This window comes from Streptomyces sp. CGMCC 4.7035, from assembly GCF_031583065.1.
Lineage (GTDB): Bacteria > Actinomycetota > Actinomycetes > Streptomycetales > Streptomycetaceae > Streptomyces > Streptomyces yaanensis.
In genome coordinates this window covers 522,860-539,391 of the sequence record NZ_CP134053.1, presented here as the reverse complement: position 1 = coordinate 539,391, position 16,532 = coordinate 522,860, and the positions used below count along the sequence as shown (strand labels likewise).

Sequence of the window (16,532 nt, the reverse complement as noted above, 5' to 3'; positions counted from 1 at the left end):
CGATCACGTCAACTCGATCACGTCCGGCGTCGTCCGCACATTTTCCCGGCTGCGGATTTACAGGCTGCGGGCGGTGATGTCGCCGTAGGCGGTGGTCGCGTGGATGCTCAGGCCGGCGGCGGCACCGTCGGTGTTGTTGAGCGCGTTCTGGATCCGGCCGTAGGAGGTGCCCGCGTCCAGGGAGGCCGAGACGCCGCGGGCGGCGCCGACCGAGATGTCGCCCTGCGCGGTGCGCAGGGTCACCGTGCCGCGCCGGGCCTCGGCGATCTGGATGTCGCCCCTCTGGGTGCTGATCTCGCCGGGGCCGCCCAGGCGGCCGACCGAGACATCGCCGTCGTGGGCGGTGAGGCGGGCGCTCGCGGCCTCGTCGATCTTGACCGAGCGGTAGCCGCCCTCAAAGGTGACGTCGCCGAGCCGTCCGACCCCGCGGAGTTCGGCGGCGGCGGCCTTCGCCTCGACGCGGGAGCCGACGGGCAGTTGGACGGTCACCTCGATGGATCCGGAGTGTCCGAGGATCCGGTTCTTCGCCGCCGGGGCCTCGATCCGCAGGACGCCGTCGCTGTAGACGACTTCGATCTGCTCCGCCGCCTTCACGTCACGGCTCTTGGCGGCGTTCGCGGGCAGGACCTCGACCGTGGTGTCGGGACGGTCGGCGGCGATGAACTGGATACGTCCGGCGGGGATGTCGAGGACGGCGGTCACCGGGGCGGGGGTGTCGAACTTCTGCATCGTGCGCTCCTTCATCTGCGTCGCGGGCCTCTTCGGCTCGCCGTTTCTGATGATGGAAACGCTACGTTGCATTCATGAAGTCAGCAACAGACTCGTTGCGCGTCATCACTATCAATGCAGGTGAACGCCGGGAAATTGTTGCAACGGCCTTGAAGGTAATGCAACAACCTCCATCCCATTCGTTGCAATGAATTAGGAGTGAACGCTATACTCATCGGTGAGATTGGATCCGGCCCCACCGTGGTCCGAGGCGTCGCCGTCCCACCAGGCGCGATCGATGGCGTCTCAGTGGTCGCGCAGGTCGCCCTCCGCCGCCCTGTGCAGGTCGTTGAGGTCATCGCCGATACGGGCGCCGTCCTCGGCGTACAGCGTCATCGCCGCACGAATCCGCTCGTTGCCATACGGCCGTACGAACTCGCACCACACCACCTTGCCTAGGTCCCGCTCCCCCACGCCCCACTTGTCGGAGAGCGCGGCCACGAGCAGCAGCCCACGCCCGCCCTCGTCGGCCTCGTCGACGATGCGCGGCACGCCTGACCCGCTGTCGTGCACCTCCACCCGCAGCACGGCACCGTCGTACCGCAGGAACACCCGGAAGTGACGGCCGGGCGGCACGCCGTGCACCAGCGCGTTCGTCGCCAGCTCGCTCACGCACAGCAGCACGTCGTCGCCGCGCCCGGATTCGGCGAGACCCCAGCCGGCCAGGGTCTCGTACGCGAACTTCCTGGCGGCGGGGACGGATCGGCGGTCGCGCCGGAAGAACCTCTCGCGCAGGGGCGGGAGTTGGATCGTCTCGTTCACGGGACGAGAGTCGCGGAGAGTGACTACCGTGGATCACTGAGTGAACCCGTACGGAATTTTTGTACGGCTTCCTCCGGGGTCGCGTACGGCACGCGTGGGGAGTTGGTCCAGCATGAACTCCAGGAAGTTTCCACGGAAGAAGAACTTCTCGGCCATGAAGATGCTGGGCGTGCAGCTCAGTACGGCACGCCGGATGGCGGGCTACACGCAACGGTCGCTCGGCGACGCGGTGATGCTCGACGAGGAGACCATTGCGTCGATCGAGCAGGGCAGGCGGGCGCTGAAACCGGATCTGGCCGAACTGCTGGACGAACTCCTGGGGACCAAGGGGATGTTGGCGGCAGGGGTGTCGAAGCTGCCGGAGATCGATCAGTTTCCGATGTGGGCGGAGTTGTACGTCCAGCACGAGCGCGAGGCCATCGCCCTGTCCTGGTACGACGCGCTGGTCGTTCCCGGGCTGCTCCAGACCGAGGCGTACGCCCGTGCGCTGCTGGGCGGTCGTGTTCCGCCCTACGACGCGGACGAGTTGGAGACGAAGATCGCGGCCCGCGTCGGCCGCCGGGAGATCCTGCACCGCAAGGTCCCGCCGACGCTCAGCTTCGTCGTCTGGGAGCCCGCGCTGTGCATGCCCACTGGGGGGCGCGAGACGCACCTCGACCAGTTACGTTTCCTGCGCGAGTACTCCGAACTCCCGGGCCTGTCCTTTCAGATCCTGCCGCTGAACCGCACGTCGCACGCAGGGAACGCGGGCCCGTTCATCCTCCTGGAAACGCCCGACCACCAGCACCTCGCCTACACGGAGTCCCAACGCGGCAGCCAGTGGGTTTCCGACCCGGATGAGGTGTCCATCCTGGCGCGCAAGTATGCGATGCTGCGGACGCAGGCCTTCACCATCGAGGACTCCAGAAGCCTGCTGGACCATCTGCTAGGAGAGCAATGAGCATCGCACTTCAGTGGTTCAAGTCGACCTACAGCAGCAGCGAAGGCGGCGCCTGTCTCGAAGTCGCCTACACCTGGCGTAAGTCCAGCTACAGCAGCGATGAGGGCGGCGCTTGCGTGGAGATAGCCACCTGCCCCCACACCATCCACATCCGCGACTCCAAGACCCCCACCGGCCCCACCCTCCAGGTGACCCCCGCCACCTGGACCGCCTTCACCGCATTCGCTGCCCGCTAGGGCCGGTTGTCAGTGCCTGCCCCTACAGTCACTGGCATGGCGACACTTCCCAACCCGCTGCCCCAGTTGGCTGCCGATCCGAGCGGGCGGGCGCTCGGGCTTGAGCTTCCGCCCGGGAGACTGATCGACGCGACGGACGAGGGGCCGTGGCACGAGCCGTTGCTGTGGCATGCCGGGCGCACGGCGTCCTCCGGCAACTGGGCGCGGCTGGGCTCGCGCGGCGCACGGGTCGGACTGCTGCCCGTGCTCGTAGACGTCGGCGGGAGCGGGGGTGGGCCGGAGCAGTGGGAGTTGATGCCCGGAGAGGTGTCATACCCCGGGGATCACGACGCCGAGGAAGTGCTGGCCGAGTTCTGGGAGGAGTGCGCGGCGGATGCCCAGGACGCAGACTGGCCCGGTCTTGCCGCCGCGCCCCGGTTGGAGGCCGACCCCGACGTACGTGCCGCCGAGGTCGCCGACTCCCTCTTGGACGGCGGCTCGTCGCTCAAGGATCCACGCCTCTCCTTGGTTCCGGCCCGACGCTCCGCCGACATCCCCACGGCCATCGGCTGGACCGGCCCGCTGAACCACGAGAACGACACGGCCGTCATCTCTGCCGTGCTCCGCTCCTGGGAGGACCGCTTCGGCATACGGGTCGTCGCGCTCACCTTCGACCAGCTGGTCCTGTCGGTGGCGGCCCCGCCCACCACCCCCGCCGACGCGGAAGCAGTGGCTGCCGAGCACTTCGCCTTCTGCCCGGACAACATCACCCAGGGGCACCACGAAACCCTGCGCGCGTATGCCGAACACGCGGTCCTGGGCCAACGGGTCTGGTCCTTCTGGTGGGACTGAGCCACACCCGTACCCGCTACCGCAGCCCCTTCCCCAGCCGCCGCAGCCCCTCCGCGATCTCCTCGGGCGTGTGCGTGACGAAGCACAGCCGCATCGTCGACGTCTCCGGCGTGCCCGCGTAGAAGGGCGCGCCGGGGACGTACGCCACGTCCTGCTCGACCACGCGCGGCAGGAGAGCCGTGGTGTCGTAGGTCTCGGGGAGCCGCGCCCAGAGGAACATGCCGCCCTCGGGTCGGTTCCACGTCGAGCCCTCCGGGAGGGTGTTCGCGAGACCCGCGAGCATGGCGTCCCGGCGCTCGCGGTACGCGGCGGCGACCCGGGCCACGTGGGCGTCGAGGTCCTGGTCGGCCAGATAGCGTGCCGCGGCGAGCTGGTTGACGGTTGATGTGTGCAGGTCGGCGGCCTGCTTGGCGATCACGCAGGCCCGCCGCAGCGCCGCCGGCGCGCGCAGCCAGCCGAGCCGCAGCCCGGGGGCCATCACCTTGGAGAAGGAGCCGAGCAGCACGGTGCGGTCGCGCGCGTCCTCGTAGGAGGCGATCCACGGCACGCGCTCGCCCTCGAAGCGGAGTTCGCCGTACGGGTCGTCCTCGACGATCCACAGCCCGCGTCGGGCGGCGACGGACGCGATCGCGGCGCGGCGCTCGGCGGGCAGGGTGCGGCCGCTGGGGTTCTGGAAGGTGGGGACCGTGTAGAGCAGCTTCGGGCGCTCGCGGACGATCAGCTCCTCCAGCGCGTCGGGATCCGGGCCGTCGCCGTCGCCCGGCACGGCGACGACCCGGGCGCCCGCGAAGCCGAACACCTGAAGTGCCGCGAGATAGCAGGGGTCTTCGACGAGGACAGTGTCACCGGGCTCCAGGAGGGCGGTCGCGAGCAGGGAAAGGGTCTGCTGCGAGCCGGCGGTGACGAGCAGGTCGTCGGGGGCGGTGGGAAGACCGCGCACGGTGGTGCGGTCGGCGAGCGCGGCCCGGAGCGCCGGCTCGCCCTCGGTCGTCGAGTACTGCAGAGCCCGCTGCGGCACGTCGGACAGCACGGCGTGGAACGCGGCGGCGATCCCCTCCGCGTCGAAGAGCACGGGGGCGGGCAGCCCGCCCGCGAAGTTGACGACTTCGGGGCGAGCGGTGACGGCGAGGATGTCCCGTACGGGGGAACCACCGACCGAGGCGACCCGGGCGGCGAACGCGGGCGGTCGCGGACTGCTGATCACACTGTCGGCGGAGGTCACGGCGGCGGCTCCTTGTGTGGACGGGCGCCCGCGCGGCACGGGAACGCCGTCGGTACGCCACTCGAAAACACCTCGTTCGCGCACTTTAGAGATACGAATGCCCCATACAACAACCTTGTTTCGCCATGCGGACGACCGCCGGAGGGCCCTACGATGCGGCCCATGCTGCCCCGCGTGGACACAATCGACGAGTTGCAGGCAATGGTCTCGGACGAGACGCTGCTGCGACCGGCCGCACTGGACGTGTGCAACCGACTCGGACTCGTCGGGCTGGCGGTGAGGCGCTTCGACGACGGTTCCCTGCCGGTGTACGCGATCGGTGGCGACATGGTCCTGAAGTTCTATCCACGGTTCGAGACGAACGAAGCCATCCGGGAAGCAAGGGTGTTGGACCACCTGTGGGGCCAACTCCCGCTGCCGACCCCGCGTTTGCACGCGACGGACGAGTACGCGAACGGCTGGCGCTTCGTGTTGATGTCGCGACTGCCCGGCTACAGCCTCTCCGAGGTCTGGCAGCGCCTCACGGCGGCGGATCAGGACCGGATCGTGGCGGAGTCGGCCGAGACGCTGGCCGCGCTGCACGCGATGGAGTGGAAGCCGCTGACGGACGTCGTGGGGCCCTCGGACTGGGGCGCGTTCCTGCGCCGCCAGCGCGCGGGCATTGCCCGCCAGCACCGCGCCCCCGAGGTGCCCGAGCCCTGGCTGAGCCAGATTCCCGACTTCCTGGACTCCGTACCCCTGCCCGCCTCCCCCGAACTCGCGCTGCTGCACACCGAGTTCATGCTGGAGCACCTGACCATCGACATGCGTGGCGGCCGTCGGCTGACCGGTTTGTTCGACTTCGAGCCGGCGATGATCGGCGACCCGGCGTACGACTTCGTCAGCGCGGGCCTGTTCGTCACCCGCGGCGACCCGCGTCAGTTCCGCCGCTTCTACGAGGCGTACGGGCGCGCCCCGTACGACCCGGATCAGCTGCTCGCGTACACCCTGCTGCATGTGTACAGCGATCTGCCCTGGTACCTGCGCGAGCTGCCGACTCCGGCCGAACCACGTCTGGACGCGCTGGCCGAGACCTGGTTCGGCACGGAGGGGTAAGGCGCGCCGGAGCATCGAGTCAGCCGCACGTCTCCCTTGAACCCTGAGGCGCGACGGCAGTGCCCGCGCGACGGATCAATGATTCCGGGCGTCCCAGATCCCGTCCCCGAGGGACGACGTTTCCGCAGGTCAGCCCGCGTCTCCCGATCTCGGCGTCCCGAAAACCGCGGCGGATGTGGCGGCCGGGCGACCGTACCGTCCAAGCTGAGCCCATCGAGGCTCCGCTCCCGGCGAACGGTCGAGCGGCCGCATCACCGACTCGTCGACTGCCGAAGGGCCCGACCCATGACCTCTGCCCGTACCGCCGCCCGTGCCTCCCGCACGGCTCGTACCGCCCGCACCCGCCTGCTCGCGGCCGCCACGGTCGCGCTCGCGGCACTCGCGCTCACGGCCTGCGAGAACGGCGAGGGCGTACGGGACGAGGGCCCCTCGTCGTTGAGTCTCTCCATCACATCGGCCCGGGGCGCCGGGGACTCGGGCAGGACGGCCCCCTGCACGGGCGCCCATGCAAGGACGACGGCGACGGAGGTCGCCCGGTGTACGTCCACGACAAGACGACGGTGACGTACTGGCTGCCGAGCAGGGAGACGGCCCCGGCCGACTGAGCAGGGAGACGGCCCCGGCCGACTGAGCGGCCAGGACCCAGGGAACGCCTACTGCGTACTAGCGGAGCTTCTGGGCGGCCTCGGTGGCCCAGTACGTGAGGATGTTGCGGGCGCCGGCGCGCTTGATGCCGGTCAGGGTCTCGAAGATCGCACGGTCGCGGTCGACCCAGCCCTTCTCGGCGGCGGCCTCGACCATCGAGTACTCACCGGAGATCTGGTAGGCGGCCACGGGCACGTCGACCGCGTCCGCGACCCTCGCCAGGATGTCGAGGTAGGGACCGGCCGGCTTGACCATCACCATGTCGGCGCCCTCCTCCAGGTCGAGGGCGAGTTCGCGCAGGGACTCGCGCCAGTTGGCGGGGTCCTGCTGGTACGTCTTGCGGTCGCCCTTCAGGGACGAGGCGACGGCCTCCCGGAACGGCCCGTAGAAGGCGGAGGAGTACTTGGCGGTGTAGGCGAGGATCGCGACGTCCTCGCGCCCGATCTGGTCGAGGGCGTCCCGGATGACACCGATCTGACCGTCCATCATGCCGCTGGGCCCGACGACGTGGGCGCCCGCGTCGGCCTGGACCTGGGCCATCTCGGCGTACCGCTCCAGGGTGGCGTCGTTGTCGACCCGCCCCTGCGCGTCGAGGACGCCGCAGTGCCCGTGGTCGACGGTCTCGTCGAGGCAGAGGTCGGACATGACGAGCAGGTCGTCCCCGACCTCGGCACGTACATCACGGATGGCGACCTGGAGGATCCCGTCCGGGTCGGTACCCGGCGTCCCGATGGCGTCCTTCTTCGACTCCTCCGGCACACCGAAGAGCATGATCCCGGAGATCCCGGCCTCCACCGCCTCGGCGGCCGCCTTCTTCAGACTGTCCCGGGTGTGCTGCACGACACCGGGCATGGCCGCGATCGGCACGGGCTCACTGACGCCCTCCCGCACGAAGGCGGGGAGGATGAAGTCGGCGGGGTGCAGCCGGGTCTCGGCGACCATACGGCGCATGACTGGGGTGGTGCGCAGCCGACGCGGACGCGTACCGGGGAAGGATCCGTACTTCGTCATGCCATCCACGCTACGCCCGGCCGGGGGGCGCCTTTGCCAACACCCTGTCGGAGCACCGGGGCCGTCGTCCCGGGCGCCGGCACGGCACCTCTCCTGCCTGCGCACCACGGTTCGTCCCGGATGAGACCGGATGAGAGTGGATGAGAGTGGATGAGAGTGGATGAGAGTGGATGAGAGTGGATGAGACCGGAGGAAAACCAAGGGTTCGTCCCCGACGAAAACCAGGGTTCGTCCCCGATTCCCGTACCGCTGGACCCCGCTACCTTCCCAAGTGATGCCGACGTGCCCGGCCGGACCGCGTGGTCCGCGACGTCGTGCGCGAGGGGGATCGATGAAGGCAGTCGTCCAGGACCGGTACGGCTCACCGGACGTACTGGAGCTCAGGGACGTCGACAAGCCGGTGCCGGCCGCCGACGAGGTGCTGGTGAGGGTGCACGCGGCCGCGGTCAATGCCTACGACTGGCACGCCCTGCACGGCGACCCGTACGTGGCGCGCGTCATGGCGTTCGGGCTGCCCCGGCCGAAAGCGAAGATCCGGGGGAGGGACTTCGCGGGCCGGGTCGAAGCGGTCGGCAGCGCGGTCAAGGGGCTCGCTCCGGGCGACGAGGTGTTCGGCGAGGCCGACGGGGCGTTCGCCGAGTACGTGTGTGCCCCGGCCGACGTGGTGGCGGCGAAACCGGCGGGGTTCACGTTCGAGCAGGCAGCCGCGATGCCGCTCGCGGCGAACACCGCGCTCATAGGACTGCGCGATGTCGCACGGGTGCGGCCGGGCCAGAAGGTCCTGATCAACGGGGCGTCGGGCGGCGTGGGCACGTTCGCGCTGCAACTCGCCAAGGTGTACGGCGCGGAAGTGACCGGCGTGTGCCGGACCCGGAACGTGGACCTGGTCCGTTCGCTCGGCGCGGATCATGTCGTCGACTACACCGAGGAGGACTTCACCCGTGGTGGACGCCGCTACGACGTGGTGCTCGACCTGGTCGGCAACCACTCCCTGACCGCGTTGCGGCGCGCGCTCACCCCCACCGGAACGCTCGTGCTGTCCGGCGGAGGCGTCTACGAGGGTGGCAGTCTCCTCGGTCCCATGGGGCTGTTCATCAGGCGGCAACTGCTGTCGCCCTTCGTCCGCCGGCAACACCTGCTCGATCTCGCGGCGAAGCAGAGCAAGGAGAACCTGACGGCACTGCGGGAACTCGCCGACTCCGGGAAGATCACCCCGGTCATCGACCGGACCTACCCCCTGAGCGAGGTCCCCGAGGCGATGCGCTACCTCGTGGTCGAGCACGCCCGGGCGAAGGTCGTGATCACCGTCTGACTCGCTGCTCGACCGGATCCCGGCCGACGATCGGCGGCCCGCACCCCTCCGCACCCCTCCGCCCCCTCCGCCCCCTTCCAGCACAAAGTGAGAGACAACTAGATATTGACAGTGCACTTCCATTTGGAGGTAACCTCTCATCAGGTTGCTCCTCAATGGGAGGTCCATATGTCCGCACCTGCCCTTTCCCAGTCACCCCGCCGCTGGCTCGCCCTGGCCGCCCTCACCCTGAGCGTGCTGATCGTCGGCCTCGACGGAACCGTCATCAACGTCGCCCTGCCGACCATCGCCGGCGAACTCCACGCCGACAGCTCGCAGTTGCAGTGGATCGGCGGCGGCTATCTGCTGACCCTGTCGGTGGCGATGCTCCCGGTCGGCCTGCTCGGCGACCGCTACGGCCACAAGCGGCTGCTGCTCTCCGGCATCGCCCTCTTCGGTCTCGCGTCGCTCGGGGGGACGCTCGCCTCCTCCCCGGGGGCGGTCGTCGCGGCCCGGGCCGTCCTCGGCCTCGGCGCCGCCGCGATCATGCCGCTGTCCATGGCGATCCTGCCGCGCGTCTTCTCCAAGGAGGAGACGCCGAAGGCCATCGCCGTCTGGACCGCCGCCACCGCGCTCGGCATGCCCGTCGGCCCGGTGGTCGGCGGCTGGCTGCTCGACCACTTCTGGTGGGGCTCGGTCTTCCTGTTCAACGCGCCCGTCGCCGTCCTGGCCCTCGCCGCCGGCCTGTGGCTGCTGCCGCGCGACGCGGAGCGCTCGCACACCGCGCCCTTCGACGCCCTCGGCACCCTCCTGGGCGGCCTCGGCATCACCGCGCTCGTGTACGGCACGATCCTCATCCCGCGCGACGGCTGGACCGGCCCGGCCGTCCTCACCTCACTCACCGCCGCGGCCGTACTCCTGATCGGCTTCGTGCTGCGCGAGCGCCGTCACCCGCACCCGATCGTCGAGCTGCGGCTGTTCGCCGACCGCCGCTTCCTGTGGGGCACGCTGATCGCCGTCTTCGTCAACTTCGCGGTGATGGGCATCCTGTTCGTGCTCCCGCAGTACCTTCAGTCCGTGCTCGGCCACGACGCCCTCGGCACCGGCCTCCGCGTCCTGCCCCTGATCGGCGGCCTGATGGCGGCGGCCACGGCGAGCGAGTCCCTGGTCCCCCGGCTCGGCGCCCGCACCGTCGTACCGCTCGGCCTGTCGATGCTCGCGGCCGGGGTCCTGCTCGGCGCGACCACGGACGTCTCGGACGGCTACGGCTTCACCGCGCTGTGGCTCTCCCTCACCGGCCTCGGCTTCGGTCTCGCCGTCGTGCCCGCGACCAGCCTGGTGATCGGGGCACTGCCCACCGACCGCGCCGGATCGGGCACCAGCCTCCTGGAAACCGTCCAGCAACTCGGCGCCGTCCTGGGCGTCGCCGGCCTCGGCAGCCTGCTCGGCTACGGCTACCTGGCCCGCGTCCACACCGACGGCTTGCCGGCGCAGGCGGCGGACGCGGCCCGCGACTCCGTCTCCGGCGCCGACGCGGTGGCGCGGCAGCTGCACGACGCGGGCCTCGCGGCCTCGGCCCACGAGGCCTTCGTCCACGGCATGAACCTGGTCCTGACGGCATGCGGAGCGATCGCGATACTCGGCGCCGTCCTGGCCGCGCTCTTCCTCGGGTCCACGCCCTCCGGGACGGTGGCCGAGACCGCTCCCGAGCAAGCAGAATCGATCGCATGACGACGCACGAGACCTCCGCCGCGCCCCTCGGCCTGCGCGAGCGCAAGAAGCAGAAGACCCGCGAGCGCATCCGTCGCGAGGCCTACAGCCTCTTCGCACAGCACGGGTACGAGGCGACCACGGTCGACCAGATCGCGGACGCGGCGGAGGTCTCGCCCAGCACGTTCTTCCGGTACTTTCCCACCAAGGAAGACGTGGTCATGCAGGACGAGTACGACCCCGCACTCGCCGAGGCGCTGCGGGCCCGCCCCGCCGACGAGCCGATCGTGGACGCGATCGTCAACTCCCTGCGGGGCCCGATGGGCGAGATGCTGCAACGGGATCGCGACGCACTCCTCCTGCGCACCCGCATCACCTTCTCGGACCCCGCGATCCGGGCCCGCTCGGTGGCCGAGCAGGAGCGCAGCGAGGGCGCCATCGCCGCGGCCATCGCCGAGCGCACCGGCCGGGACGCGGCCGACCTGGAGATCAAGTGCGCGGCCGCCGCGATCATCGCCGTGTTCACCACGCTCGTACGGCACTGGGTGGAGGGCGACGGCAAGGAGGACCTGGCGGCGCTGTACGAACGACATCTGCCGCTGCTGTCGCGCGGTCTGGACTTCTAAACGCGGTCTGGACTTCTAAAGCAGCAAGGGTGCCCCGGAATCGAGGCACCCTTTCAGCTCACCGTCCGTCGAAACGTCAGGTCGTACGACGCCTCCGCGCCCCCGGCCTCCGCTCGCTGGGCCGCGTCACCACGTCCCCGGCCTCCTGCGCGGCAGCGCGCCGCTTCAGGCCGAAGTCCGCCAGCGCCTCCGCCAGCTTGTGGACCGACGGCTCCGGCGCCATGACGTCGACCCGCAGGCCGTGCTCCTCCGCCGTCTTCGCCGTGGCGGGGCCGATGCACGCGATCACCGTCACGTTGTGCGGCTTGCCCGCGATGCCCACCAGGTTCCGGACCGTCGACGACGACGTGAACAGGACCGCGTCGAAGCCACCGCCCTTGATCGCCTCGCGGGTCTCGGCCGGCGGCGGCGACGCGCGGACCGTCCGGTACGCGGTGACGTCGTCGACCTCCCAGCCGAGTTCGATCAGGCCCGCCACCAGGGTTTCCGTGGCGATGTCCGCGCGCGGGAGGAACACCCGGTCGATCGGGTCGAACACCGGGTCGTACGGCGGCCAGTCCTCCAGGAGGCCGGCAGCGGACTGCTCCCCGGACGGGATCAGATCCGGCTTCACGCCGAAGTCGACCAGCGCCTTCGCCGTCTGCTCGCCGACCGCGGCCACCTTGATGCCCGCGAAGGCACGAGCGTCGAGGCCGTACTCCTCGAACTTCTCCCGAACCGCCTTCACCGCGTTGACCGACGTGAACGCGATCCACTCGTAGCGGCCCGTCACCAGGCCCTTGACCGCCCGCTCCATCTGCTGGGGCGTGCGCGGCGGCTCGACGGCGATCGTCGGCACCTCGTGCGGCACGGCCCCGTACGACCGCAGCTGGTCGGAGAGCGACGCCGCCTGCTCCTTCGTACGCGGGACGAGGACCTTCCAGCCGAACAGCGGCTTGTTCTCGAACCACGAGAGCTGGTCGCGCTGGGCGGCGGCGGAACGCTCACCGACCACGGCTATCACCGGCCGGCCGCCGTCGGGGGACGGCAGGACCTTCGCCTGCTTCAGCGTCTGCGCGATCGAGCCGAGAGTGGCGGTCCAGGTGCGCTGCCGCGTCGTCGTACCCGCGACCGTCACCGTCAGCGGGGTGTCCGGCTTGCGGCCCGCGGCCACCAGCTCCCCGGCGGCGGCGGCCACCGAGTCCAGGGTCGTGGAGACGACGACCGTGCCGTCGGACGCACCGACCTCGGTCCAGCAGCGGTCCGAGGCCGTGCGCGCGTCCACGAACCGTACGTCCGCGCCCTGCGCGTCCCGCAGCGGCACACCCGCGTACGCGGGCACGCCCACGGCGGTCGCCACACCCGGCACGACCTCGAACGGAACGCCCGCGGCGGCGCACGCCAGCATCTCCTCGGCCGCGTAGGCGTCCAGGCCGGGGTCACCGGTCACCGCACGGACGACCCGCCTGCCGCCCCGCGCGGCCTCCATGACAAGATGTGCGGCATCCCTCAACGCGGGGACCCCAGCGGCTGTTGACTCAGCGTCAACGACCGCTAGCTGAGGCGTGCCCGTGCCCGGATACGTACCCGTGGAGGAGTCCGCGTCCATGTTCAGGACGGCGACGCCCGATCTGGCATGCGTGCGCACCACGTCGAGCACCTCGTGCTCGCCGACGAGGACGTCCGCGTTCGCCAGCGCCTCCACGGCGCGCAGTGTGAGCAGTCCCGGATCCCCGGGTCCGGCACCGAGGAAGGTGACGTGCCCGTGATCGAGGCCGGTGGGAAGGGTGGTGGGGCTCAATGTGCTCGCTCCCCCATCAGACCGGCCGCGCCCTGGGCAAGCATCTCGGCGGCGAGTTCGCGACCGAGCGCCATTGCCTGGTCGTGCGTCTCGGGCACGGGACCGGTGGTGGACAGCTGCACCAACGTCGAGCCGTCGGCCGTACCGACGACGCCGCGCAGGCGCATTTCCTTGACAATCTGCCCGTCGGCCAACAGGTCGGCCAGCGCGCCCACGGGGGCGCTGCAACCGGCCTCCAGGGCGGCGAGCAGGGACCGCTCGGCGGTCACGGCGACCCGGCTGAACGGGTCGTCGAGCTCGGCGAGCGCGACGATCAGGTCCGCGTTGTCCGCGGCGCACTCGATCGCCAGTGCCCCCTGGCCGGGGGCGGGCAAAACCGTGTCGACCGACAGGAAGTCGGTCACGTCGTCGATCCGGCCGATGCGGTTCAGTCCGGCCGCGGCGAGGACCACGGCGTCCAGCTCACCGCCGCGGACATATCCGATCCGGGTGTCGATGTTGCCGCGGATCGGGACCGTCTCGATGTCCAGCCCGTGGCTGCGCGCATACGCGTTCAGCTGCGCCATGCGGCGCGGCGAACCGGTGCCGATGCGCGCGCCGCGCGGCAGGTCGGTGAACTTCAGGGCGTCGCGCGCGACGATCACGTCACGCGGGTCCTCGCGCTCGGGTATGGCGGCCAGCGCCAGTTCCTCCGGCTGCGCGGTCGGCAGGTCCTTGAGGGAGTGCACCGCGAAGTCGACCTCGCCGCGCAGGAGCGCGTCGCGCAGGGCCGTCACGAACACCCCGGTGCCGCCGATCTGGGCGAGGTGCTCGCGGGAGACGTCGCCGTACGTCGTGATCTCCACGAGCTCCACGGGCCGTCCGGTCAGGCGGCTCACGGCGTCCGCGACCTGCCCGGACTGGGCCATGGCCAGCTTGCTGCGCCTGGTCCCGAGCCTCAGCGCCCCTTGTTGACGTGGCTCACTCATGCTCGCCCTCGGTTCTTGGCGTTCTCGGTGTTCATGTCGTTCCCGGTGTCCTGCCCGTCACCCTCGGCCCGGGAGACGGAGGCGACCGTCTCGGGGTCGAGGTCGAACAGAGTGCGCAGCGCGTCCGCGTACCCGGCGCCTCCGGGCTCGGCGGCCAGCTGCTTGACCCGTACGGTCGGCGCGTGCAGCAGCTTGTCGACGACGCGCCGCACGGTCTGCGTGATCTCGGCGCGGTGCTTGTCGTCGAGGCCGGGCAGCCGGCCTTCCAGACGTGCGATCTCGTTCGCGACGACATCGGCGGCCATCGTGCGCAGCGCGACGACGGTCGGTGTGATGTGCGCGGCGCGCTGGGCGGCGCCGAACGCGGTGACCTCGTCGGAGACGATCCGCCGCACCTGGTCGACGTCGGCGGCCATGGGCGCGTCCGCGGACGCCTCGGCGAGCGACTCGATGTCGACGAGCCGTACCCCCGGCAGCCGGTGCACGGCCGCGTCGATGTCCCGCGGCATCGCGAGGTCGAGGAGCGACAGCACGGGCGCGGGGCGAGGGGCTTCCACGACGGGTTCGGGGCGACGGCGCTCGGGGATCCGGCCGACGGTGGCGACGGTCGCCGCGAGCGCGGTGATGACCTCGGCCTCGGCCTCGAGGTCGAGTACGACACCGCCGGCGGCGACGGCCGTACGACCGCCGCGCGGCTCTTCGGCGCCCTTGTCCACCCACACGGCGTGCTGCTCCAGCTCGGCGGCCGCCATCCCGGCCACAGCCGCCTCGCCCAGCACCGAGAAGCCGGCCGTGGCCTGCACGGCGGACACGTCGAGCGGGCAGCCGTCCTCGGTGCCGAGGCTGGTGGGCGCAAGGCCGTCCCGTATCGCCGCGGGGTCGGCCGTACGAGCGTGCTCGGTACCCGGAGCGGGAACGGGTGCGGGAGCAAGCGGGGTCACCGGTGTGCCCGGCGTGCCCGGCTCGTCCACGCGCCCCTCCAGCGCCTCGGCGACCGCCTGGGCGGTGAGGACCAGGCCGGTCGCGCCCGTACAGGACACCGCGACGTCGGCACGTGTCAGCTCGTCCGGCACCTTCTCCATCGGGACCGCACGCGCCAGCACGGCCGAGTCGTCCGCCTCCGTGAGGATCTGCGCCAGTCGCTCGGCGCGCTCCTGCGTACGGTTGGCGATCACGATCTCGGCGACTCCGGCCCGCGCGAGGGTCGCGGCGGCCAGCGAGGACATGGAGCCGGCGCCGATGACGAGGGCGCGCTTGCCCTTGGCCCAGTCCTCGACCGGCTTACCGGCCGACAGCTGCTCCAGACCGAAGGTGACCAGCGACTGCCCGGCGCGGTCGATGCCCGTCTCGGAGTGGGCACGCTTGCCGACCCTGAGCGACTGCTGGAACAGGTCGTTCAGCAGTCGTCCGGCGCTGTGCACATCCTGCGAGGTGGCCAGGGAGTCCTTGATCTGGCCGAGGATCTGCCCCTCGCCCACGACCATGGAATCGAGCCCGCAGGCCACCGAGAAGAGGTGGTGGACGGCCCGGTCCTCGTAGTGCACGTAGAGGTAGGGGGTGAGCTCCTCCAGCCCGACCCCGCTGTGCTGGGCGAGCAGGGTGGAAAGCTCGGCGACACCGGCGTGGAACTTGTCCACATCGGCATACAGCTCGATGCGATTGCAGGTGGCGAGCACCGCGGCCTCGGTGGCCGGCTCGGCGGCGACCGTGTCCTGGAGCAGCTTGACCTGGGAGTCCGTGGCCAGCGCGGCCCGCTCCAGGACGCTGACCGGAGCGCTGCGGTGGCTCAGCCCGACGACGAGGAGGCTCATGCCGGCATCACGGCGGGGACGTCCCCGTCGGGCCCTTTGTCGGCGGAGTGCTGGGCCGCGGCGGAGGCCGGCAGTCCGTCGGTCATGGCTTCCACGGCTTCCTCGCCGGCCTTGCGCTGCTCGTGGAAGGCGAGGATCTGCAGCTCGATGGAGAGATCGACCTTGCGCACGTCGACGCCGTCCGGGACGGACAGGACGGTCGGCGCGAAGTTCAGGATGGAGGTCACGCCCGCGGCCACGAGCCGGTCGCAGACCTGCTGGGCGGCACCGGCGGGAGTGGCGATGACGCCGATCGAGACCCCGTTGTCCTTGATGATCTTTTCCAGGTCATCGGTGTGCTGGACCGGGATACCGGCGACCGGCTTCCCGGCCATCGCCGGATCGGCGTCGATGAGCGCCGCGACCCGGAAGCCACGGGAGGCGAACCCGCCGTAGTTGGCCAGCGCCGCGCCGAGGTTACCGATACCGACGATCACAACCGGCCAGTCCTGGGTCAGGCCCAGCTCGCGGGAGATCTGGTACACGAGATACTCGACGTCGTAGCCCACACCCCGGGTCCCGTAGGAGCCGAGGTAGGAGAAGTCCTTGCGCAGCTTCGCGGAGTTGACTCCCGCGGCGGCGGCCAGCTCCTCGGAGGAGACCGTGGGCACCGAGCGCTCCGACAGCGCGGTCAGGGCTCGGAGGTACAGCGGAAGCCGGGCGACGGTGGCCTCGGGAATCCCTCGGCTGCGGGTCGCCGGTCGGTGAGTTCGGCCAGTTGCCACGGTGCTCCTGCGGGTAGAGCGGGGCTGTAGGCGGTCACACGTCCCCAGACCGCCCCGTCGAAAGCAGGCTAT

The 16,532-nt window shown here is 70.7% G+C and carries 16 protein-coding genes; 8 read left to right on the top strand and 8 right to left on the bottom strand.

The window, feature by feature from the left end; all coding sequences use genetic code 11:
* Window positions 1-57 precede the first annotated feature (57 nt).
* Together Q2K21_RS02330 and Q2K21_RS02325 are read right to left on the bottom strand one after the other, a co-directional pair.
* Window positions 58-729 carry a DUF4097 family beta strand repeat-containing protein gene (locus Q2K21_RS02330; protein ID WP_310763591.1) on the bottom strand — a complete coding sequence of 224 codons (672 nt, stop codon included), beginning with the start codon at window positions 727-729 and terminating at the stop codon, window positions 58-60.
* A gap of 285 nt (window positions 730-1,014) precedes the next feature.
* On the bottom strand, window positions 1,015-1,530 hold the full coding sequence (locus Q2K21_RS02325) for an ATP-binding protein (protein ID WP_310763589.1): 516 nt from the start codon (window positions 1,528-1,530) through the stop codon (window positions 1,015-1,017).
* Window positions 1,531-1,642: 112 nt separating this feature from the next.
* Here Q2K21_RS02325 and Q2K21_RS02320 point away from each other — a divergent pair, with 112 nt between their 5' ends.
* From Q2K21_RS02320 to Q2K21_RS02310, 3 genes are read left to right on the top strand one after another with little or no spacing between them, the layout of a single operon-like run.
* Window positions 1,643-2,470: a DUF5753 domain-containing protein gene (locus Q2K21_RS02320; RefSeq protein ID WP_310763588.1), complete on the top strand. Its 828-nt coding sequence runs from the start codon at window positions 1,643-1,645 to the stop codon at window positions 2,468-2,470.
* Complete coding sequence (locus Q2K21_RS02315; protein ID WP_310763587.1) at window positions 2,467-2,706, top strand: DUF397 domain-containing protein; 240 nt, start codon at window positions 2,467-2,469, stop codon at window positions 2,704-2,706. The genes Q2K21_RS02320 and Q2K21_RS02315 overlap by 4 nt, the downstream gene beginning before the upstream one ends.
* 36 nt (window positions 2,707-2,742) lie before the next feature.
* On the top strand, window positions 2,743-3,537 hold the full coding sequence (locus tag Q2K21_RS02310; RefSeq protein ID WP_310763586.1) for a DUF4253 domain-containing protein: 795 nt from the start codon (window positions 2,743-2,745) through the stop codon (window positions 3,535-3,537).
* 16 nt (window positions 3,538-3,553) lie between these two features.
* On the opposite strand, the gene Q2K21_RS02305 is transcribed toward Q2K21_RS02310, so the two are convergent.
* The gene (locus tag Q2K21_RS02305; RefSeq protein ID WP_310763585.1) at window positions 3,554-4,759 is read right to left on the bottom strand and encodes an aminotransferase-like domain-containing protein; all 1,206 of its coding nucleotides are present in this window, start codon (window positions 4,757-4,759) and stop codon (window positions 3,554-3,556) included.
* Between the two features lie 162 nt (window positions 4,760-4,921).
* Here Q2K21_RS02305 and Q2K21_RS02300 point away from each other — a divergent pair, with 162 nt between their 5' ends.
* Together Q2K21_RS02300 and Q2K21_RS02295 are read left to right on the top strand one after the other, a co-directional pair.
* Entirely contained in the window at window positions 4,922-5,854 is a 933-nt protein-coding gene (locus tag Q2K21_RS02300; protein WP_310763584.1) for a phosphotransferase family protein, read from the top strand.
* A gap of 285 nt (window positions 5,855-6,139) precedes the next feature.
* Window positions 6,140-6,418, top strand: a complete 279-nt coding sequence (locus Q2K21_RS02295; protein WP_310763583.1) for a hypothetical protein — start codon at window positions 6,140-6,142, stop codon at window positions 6,416-6,418.
* A 99-nt stretch (window positions 6,419-6,517) separates the two neighbouring features.
* On the opposite strand, the gene hemB is transcribed toward Q2K21_RS02295, so the two are convergent.
* Window positions 6,518-7,510: a porphobilinogen synthase gene (gene hemB, locus Q2K21_RS02290; protein ID WP_310763582.1), complete on the bottom strand. Its 993-nt coding sequence runs from the start codon at window positions 7,508-7,510 to the stop codon at window positions 6,518-6,520.
* Between the two features lie 331 nt (window positions 7,511-7,841).
* On the opposite strand from hemB, the gene Q2K21_RS02285 reads away from it, so the two are divergent.
* The 3 genes from Q2K21_RS02285 (at window position 7,842) to Q2K21_RS02275 (ending at window position 11,137) form a co-directional block, all read left to right on the top strand.
* Window positions 7,842-8,822, top strand: coding sequence for an NAD(P)-dependent alcohol dehydrogenase (locus Q2K21_RS02285; RefSeq protein WP_310763581.1), 981 nt, complete (start codon window positions 7,842-7,844; stop codon window positions 8,820-8,822).
* A 168-nt stretch (window positions 8,823-8,990) separates the two neighbouring features.
* On the top strand, window positions 8,991-10,532 hold the full coding sequence (locus Q2K21_RS02280) for an MFS transporter (protein WP_310763580.1): 1,542 nt from the start codon (window positions 8,991-8,993) through the stop codon (window positions 10,530-10,532).
* Window positions 10,529-11,137 carry an acyl-CoA-like ligand-binding transcription factor gene (locus Q2K21_RS02275; protein ID WP_310763579.1) on the top strand — a complete coding sequence of 203 codons (609 nt, stop codon included), beginning with the start codon at window positions 10,529-10,531 and terminating at the stop codon, window positions 11,135-11,137. Before Q2K21_RS02280 ends, Q2K21_RS02275 begins: the two co-directional genes overlap by 4 nt.
* Before the next feature lie 76 nt (window positions 11,138-11,213).
* Here Q2K21_RS02275 and Q2K21_RS02270 read toward each other — a convergent pair whose 3' ends face one another.
* Genes Q2K21_RS02270 through Q2K21_RS02255 form a run of 4 tightly spaced genes read right to left on the bottom strand, consistent with a single transcriptional unit; the run spans window position 11,214 to window position 16,460 of the window.
* Entirely contained in the window at window positions 11,214-12,917 is a 1,704-nt protein-coding gene (locus Q2K21_RS02270) for a bifunctional uroporphyrinogen-III C-methyltransferase/uroporphyrinogen-III synthase (protein ID WP_310763578.1), read from the bottom strand.
* Window positions 12,914-13,885, bottom strand: coding sequence for a hydroxymethylbilane synthase (gene hemC, locus Q2K21_RS02265; RefSeq protein WP_310763577.1), 972 nt, complete (start codon window positions 13,883-13,885; stop codon window positions 12,914-12,916). The genes Q2K21_RS02270 and hemC overlap by 4 nt, the downstream gene beginning before the upstream one ends.
* Entirely contained in the window at window positions 13,882-15,696 is a 1,815-nt protein-coding gene (locus Q2K21_RS02260) for a glutamyl-tRNA reductase (RefSeq protein WP_310763576.1), read from the bottom strand. Before Q2K21_RS02260 ends, hemC begins: the two co-directional genes overlap by 4 nt.
* Entirely contained in the window at window positions 15,693-16,460 is a 768-nt protein-coding gene (locus Q2K21_RS02255; RefSeq protein WP_310763575.1) for a redox-sensing transcriptional repressor Rex, read from the bottom strand. The genes Q2K21_RS02260 and Q2K21_RS02255 overlap by 4 nt, the downstream gene beginning before the upstream one ends.
* Between the last annotated feature and the right edge of the window lie 72 nt (window positions 16,461-16,532).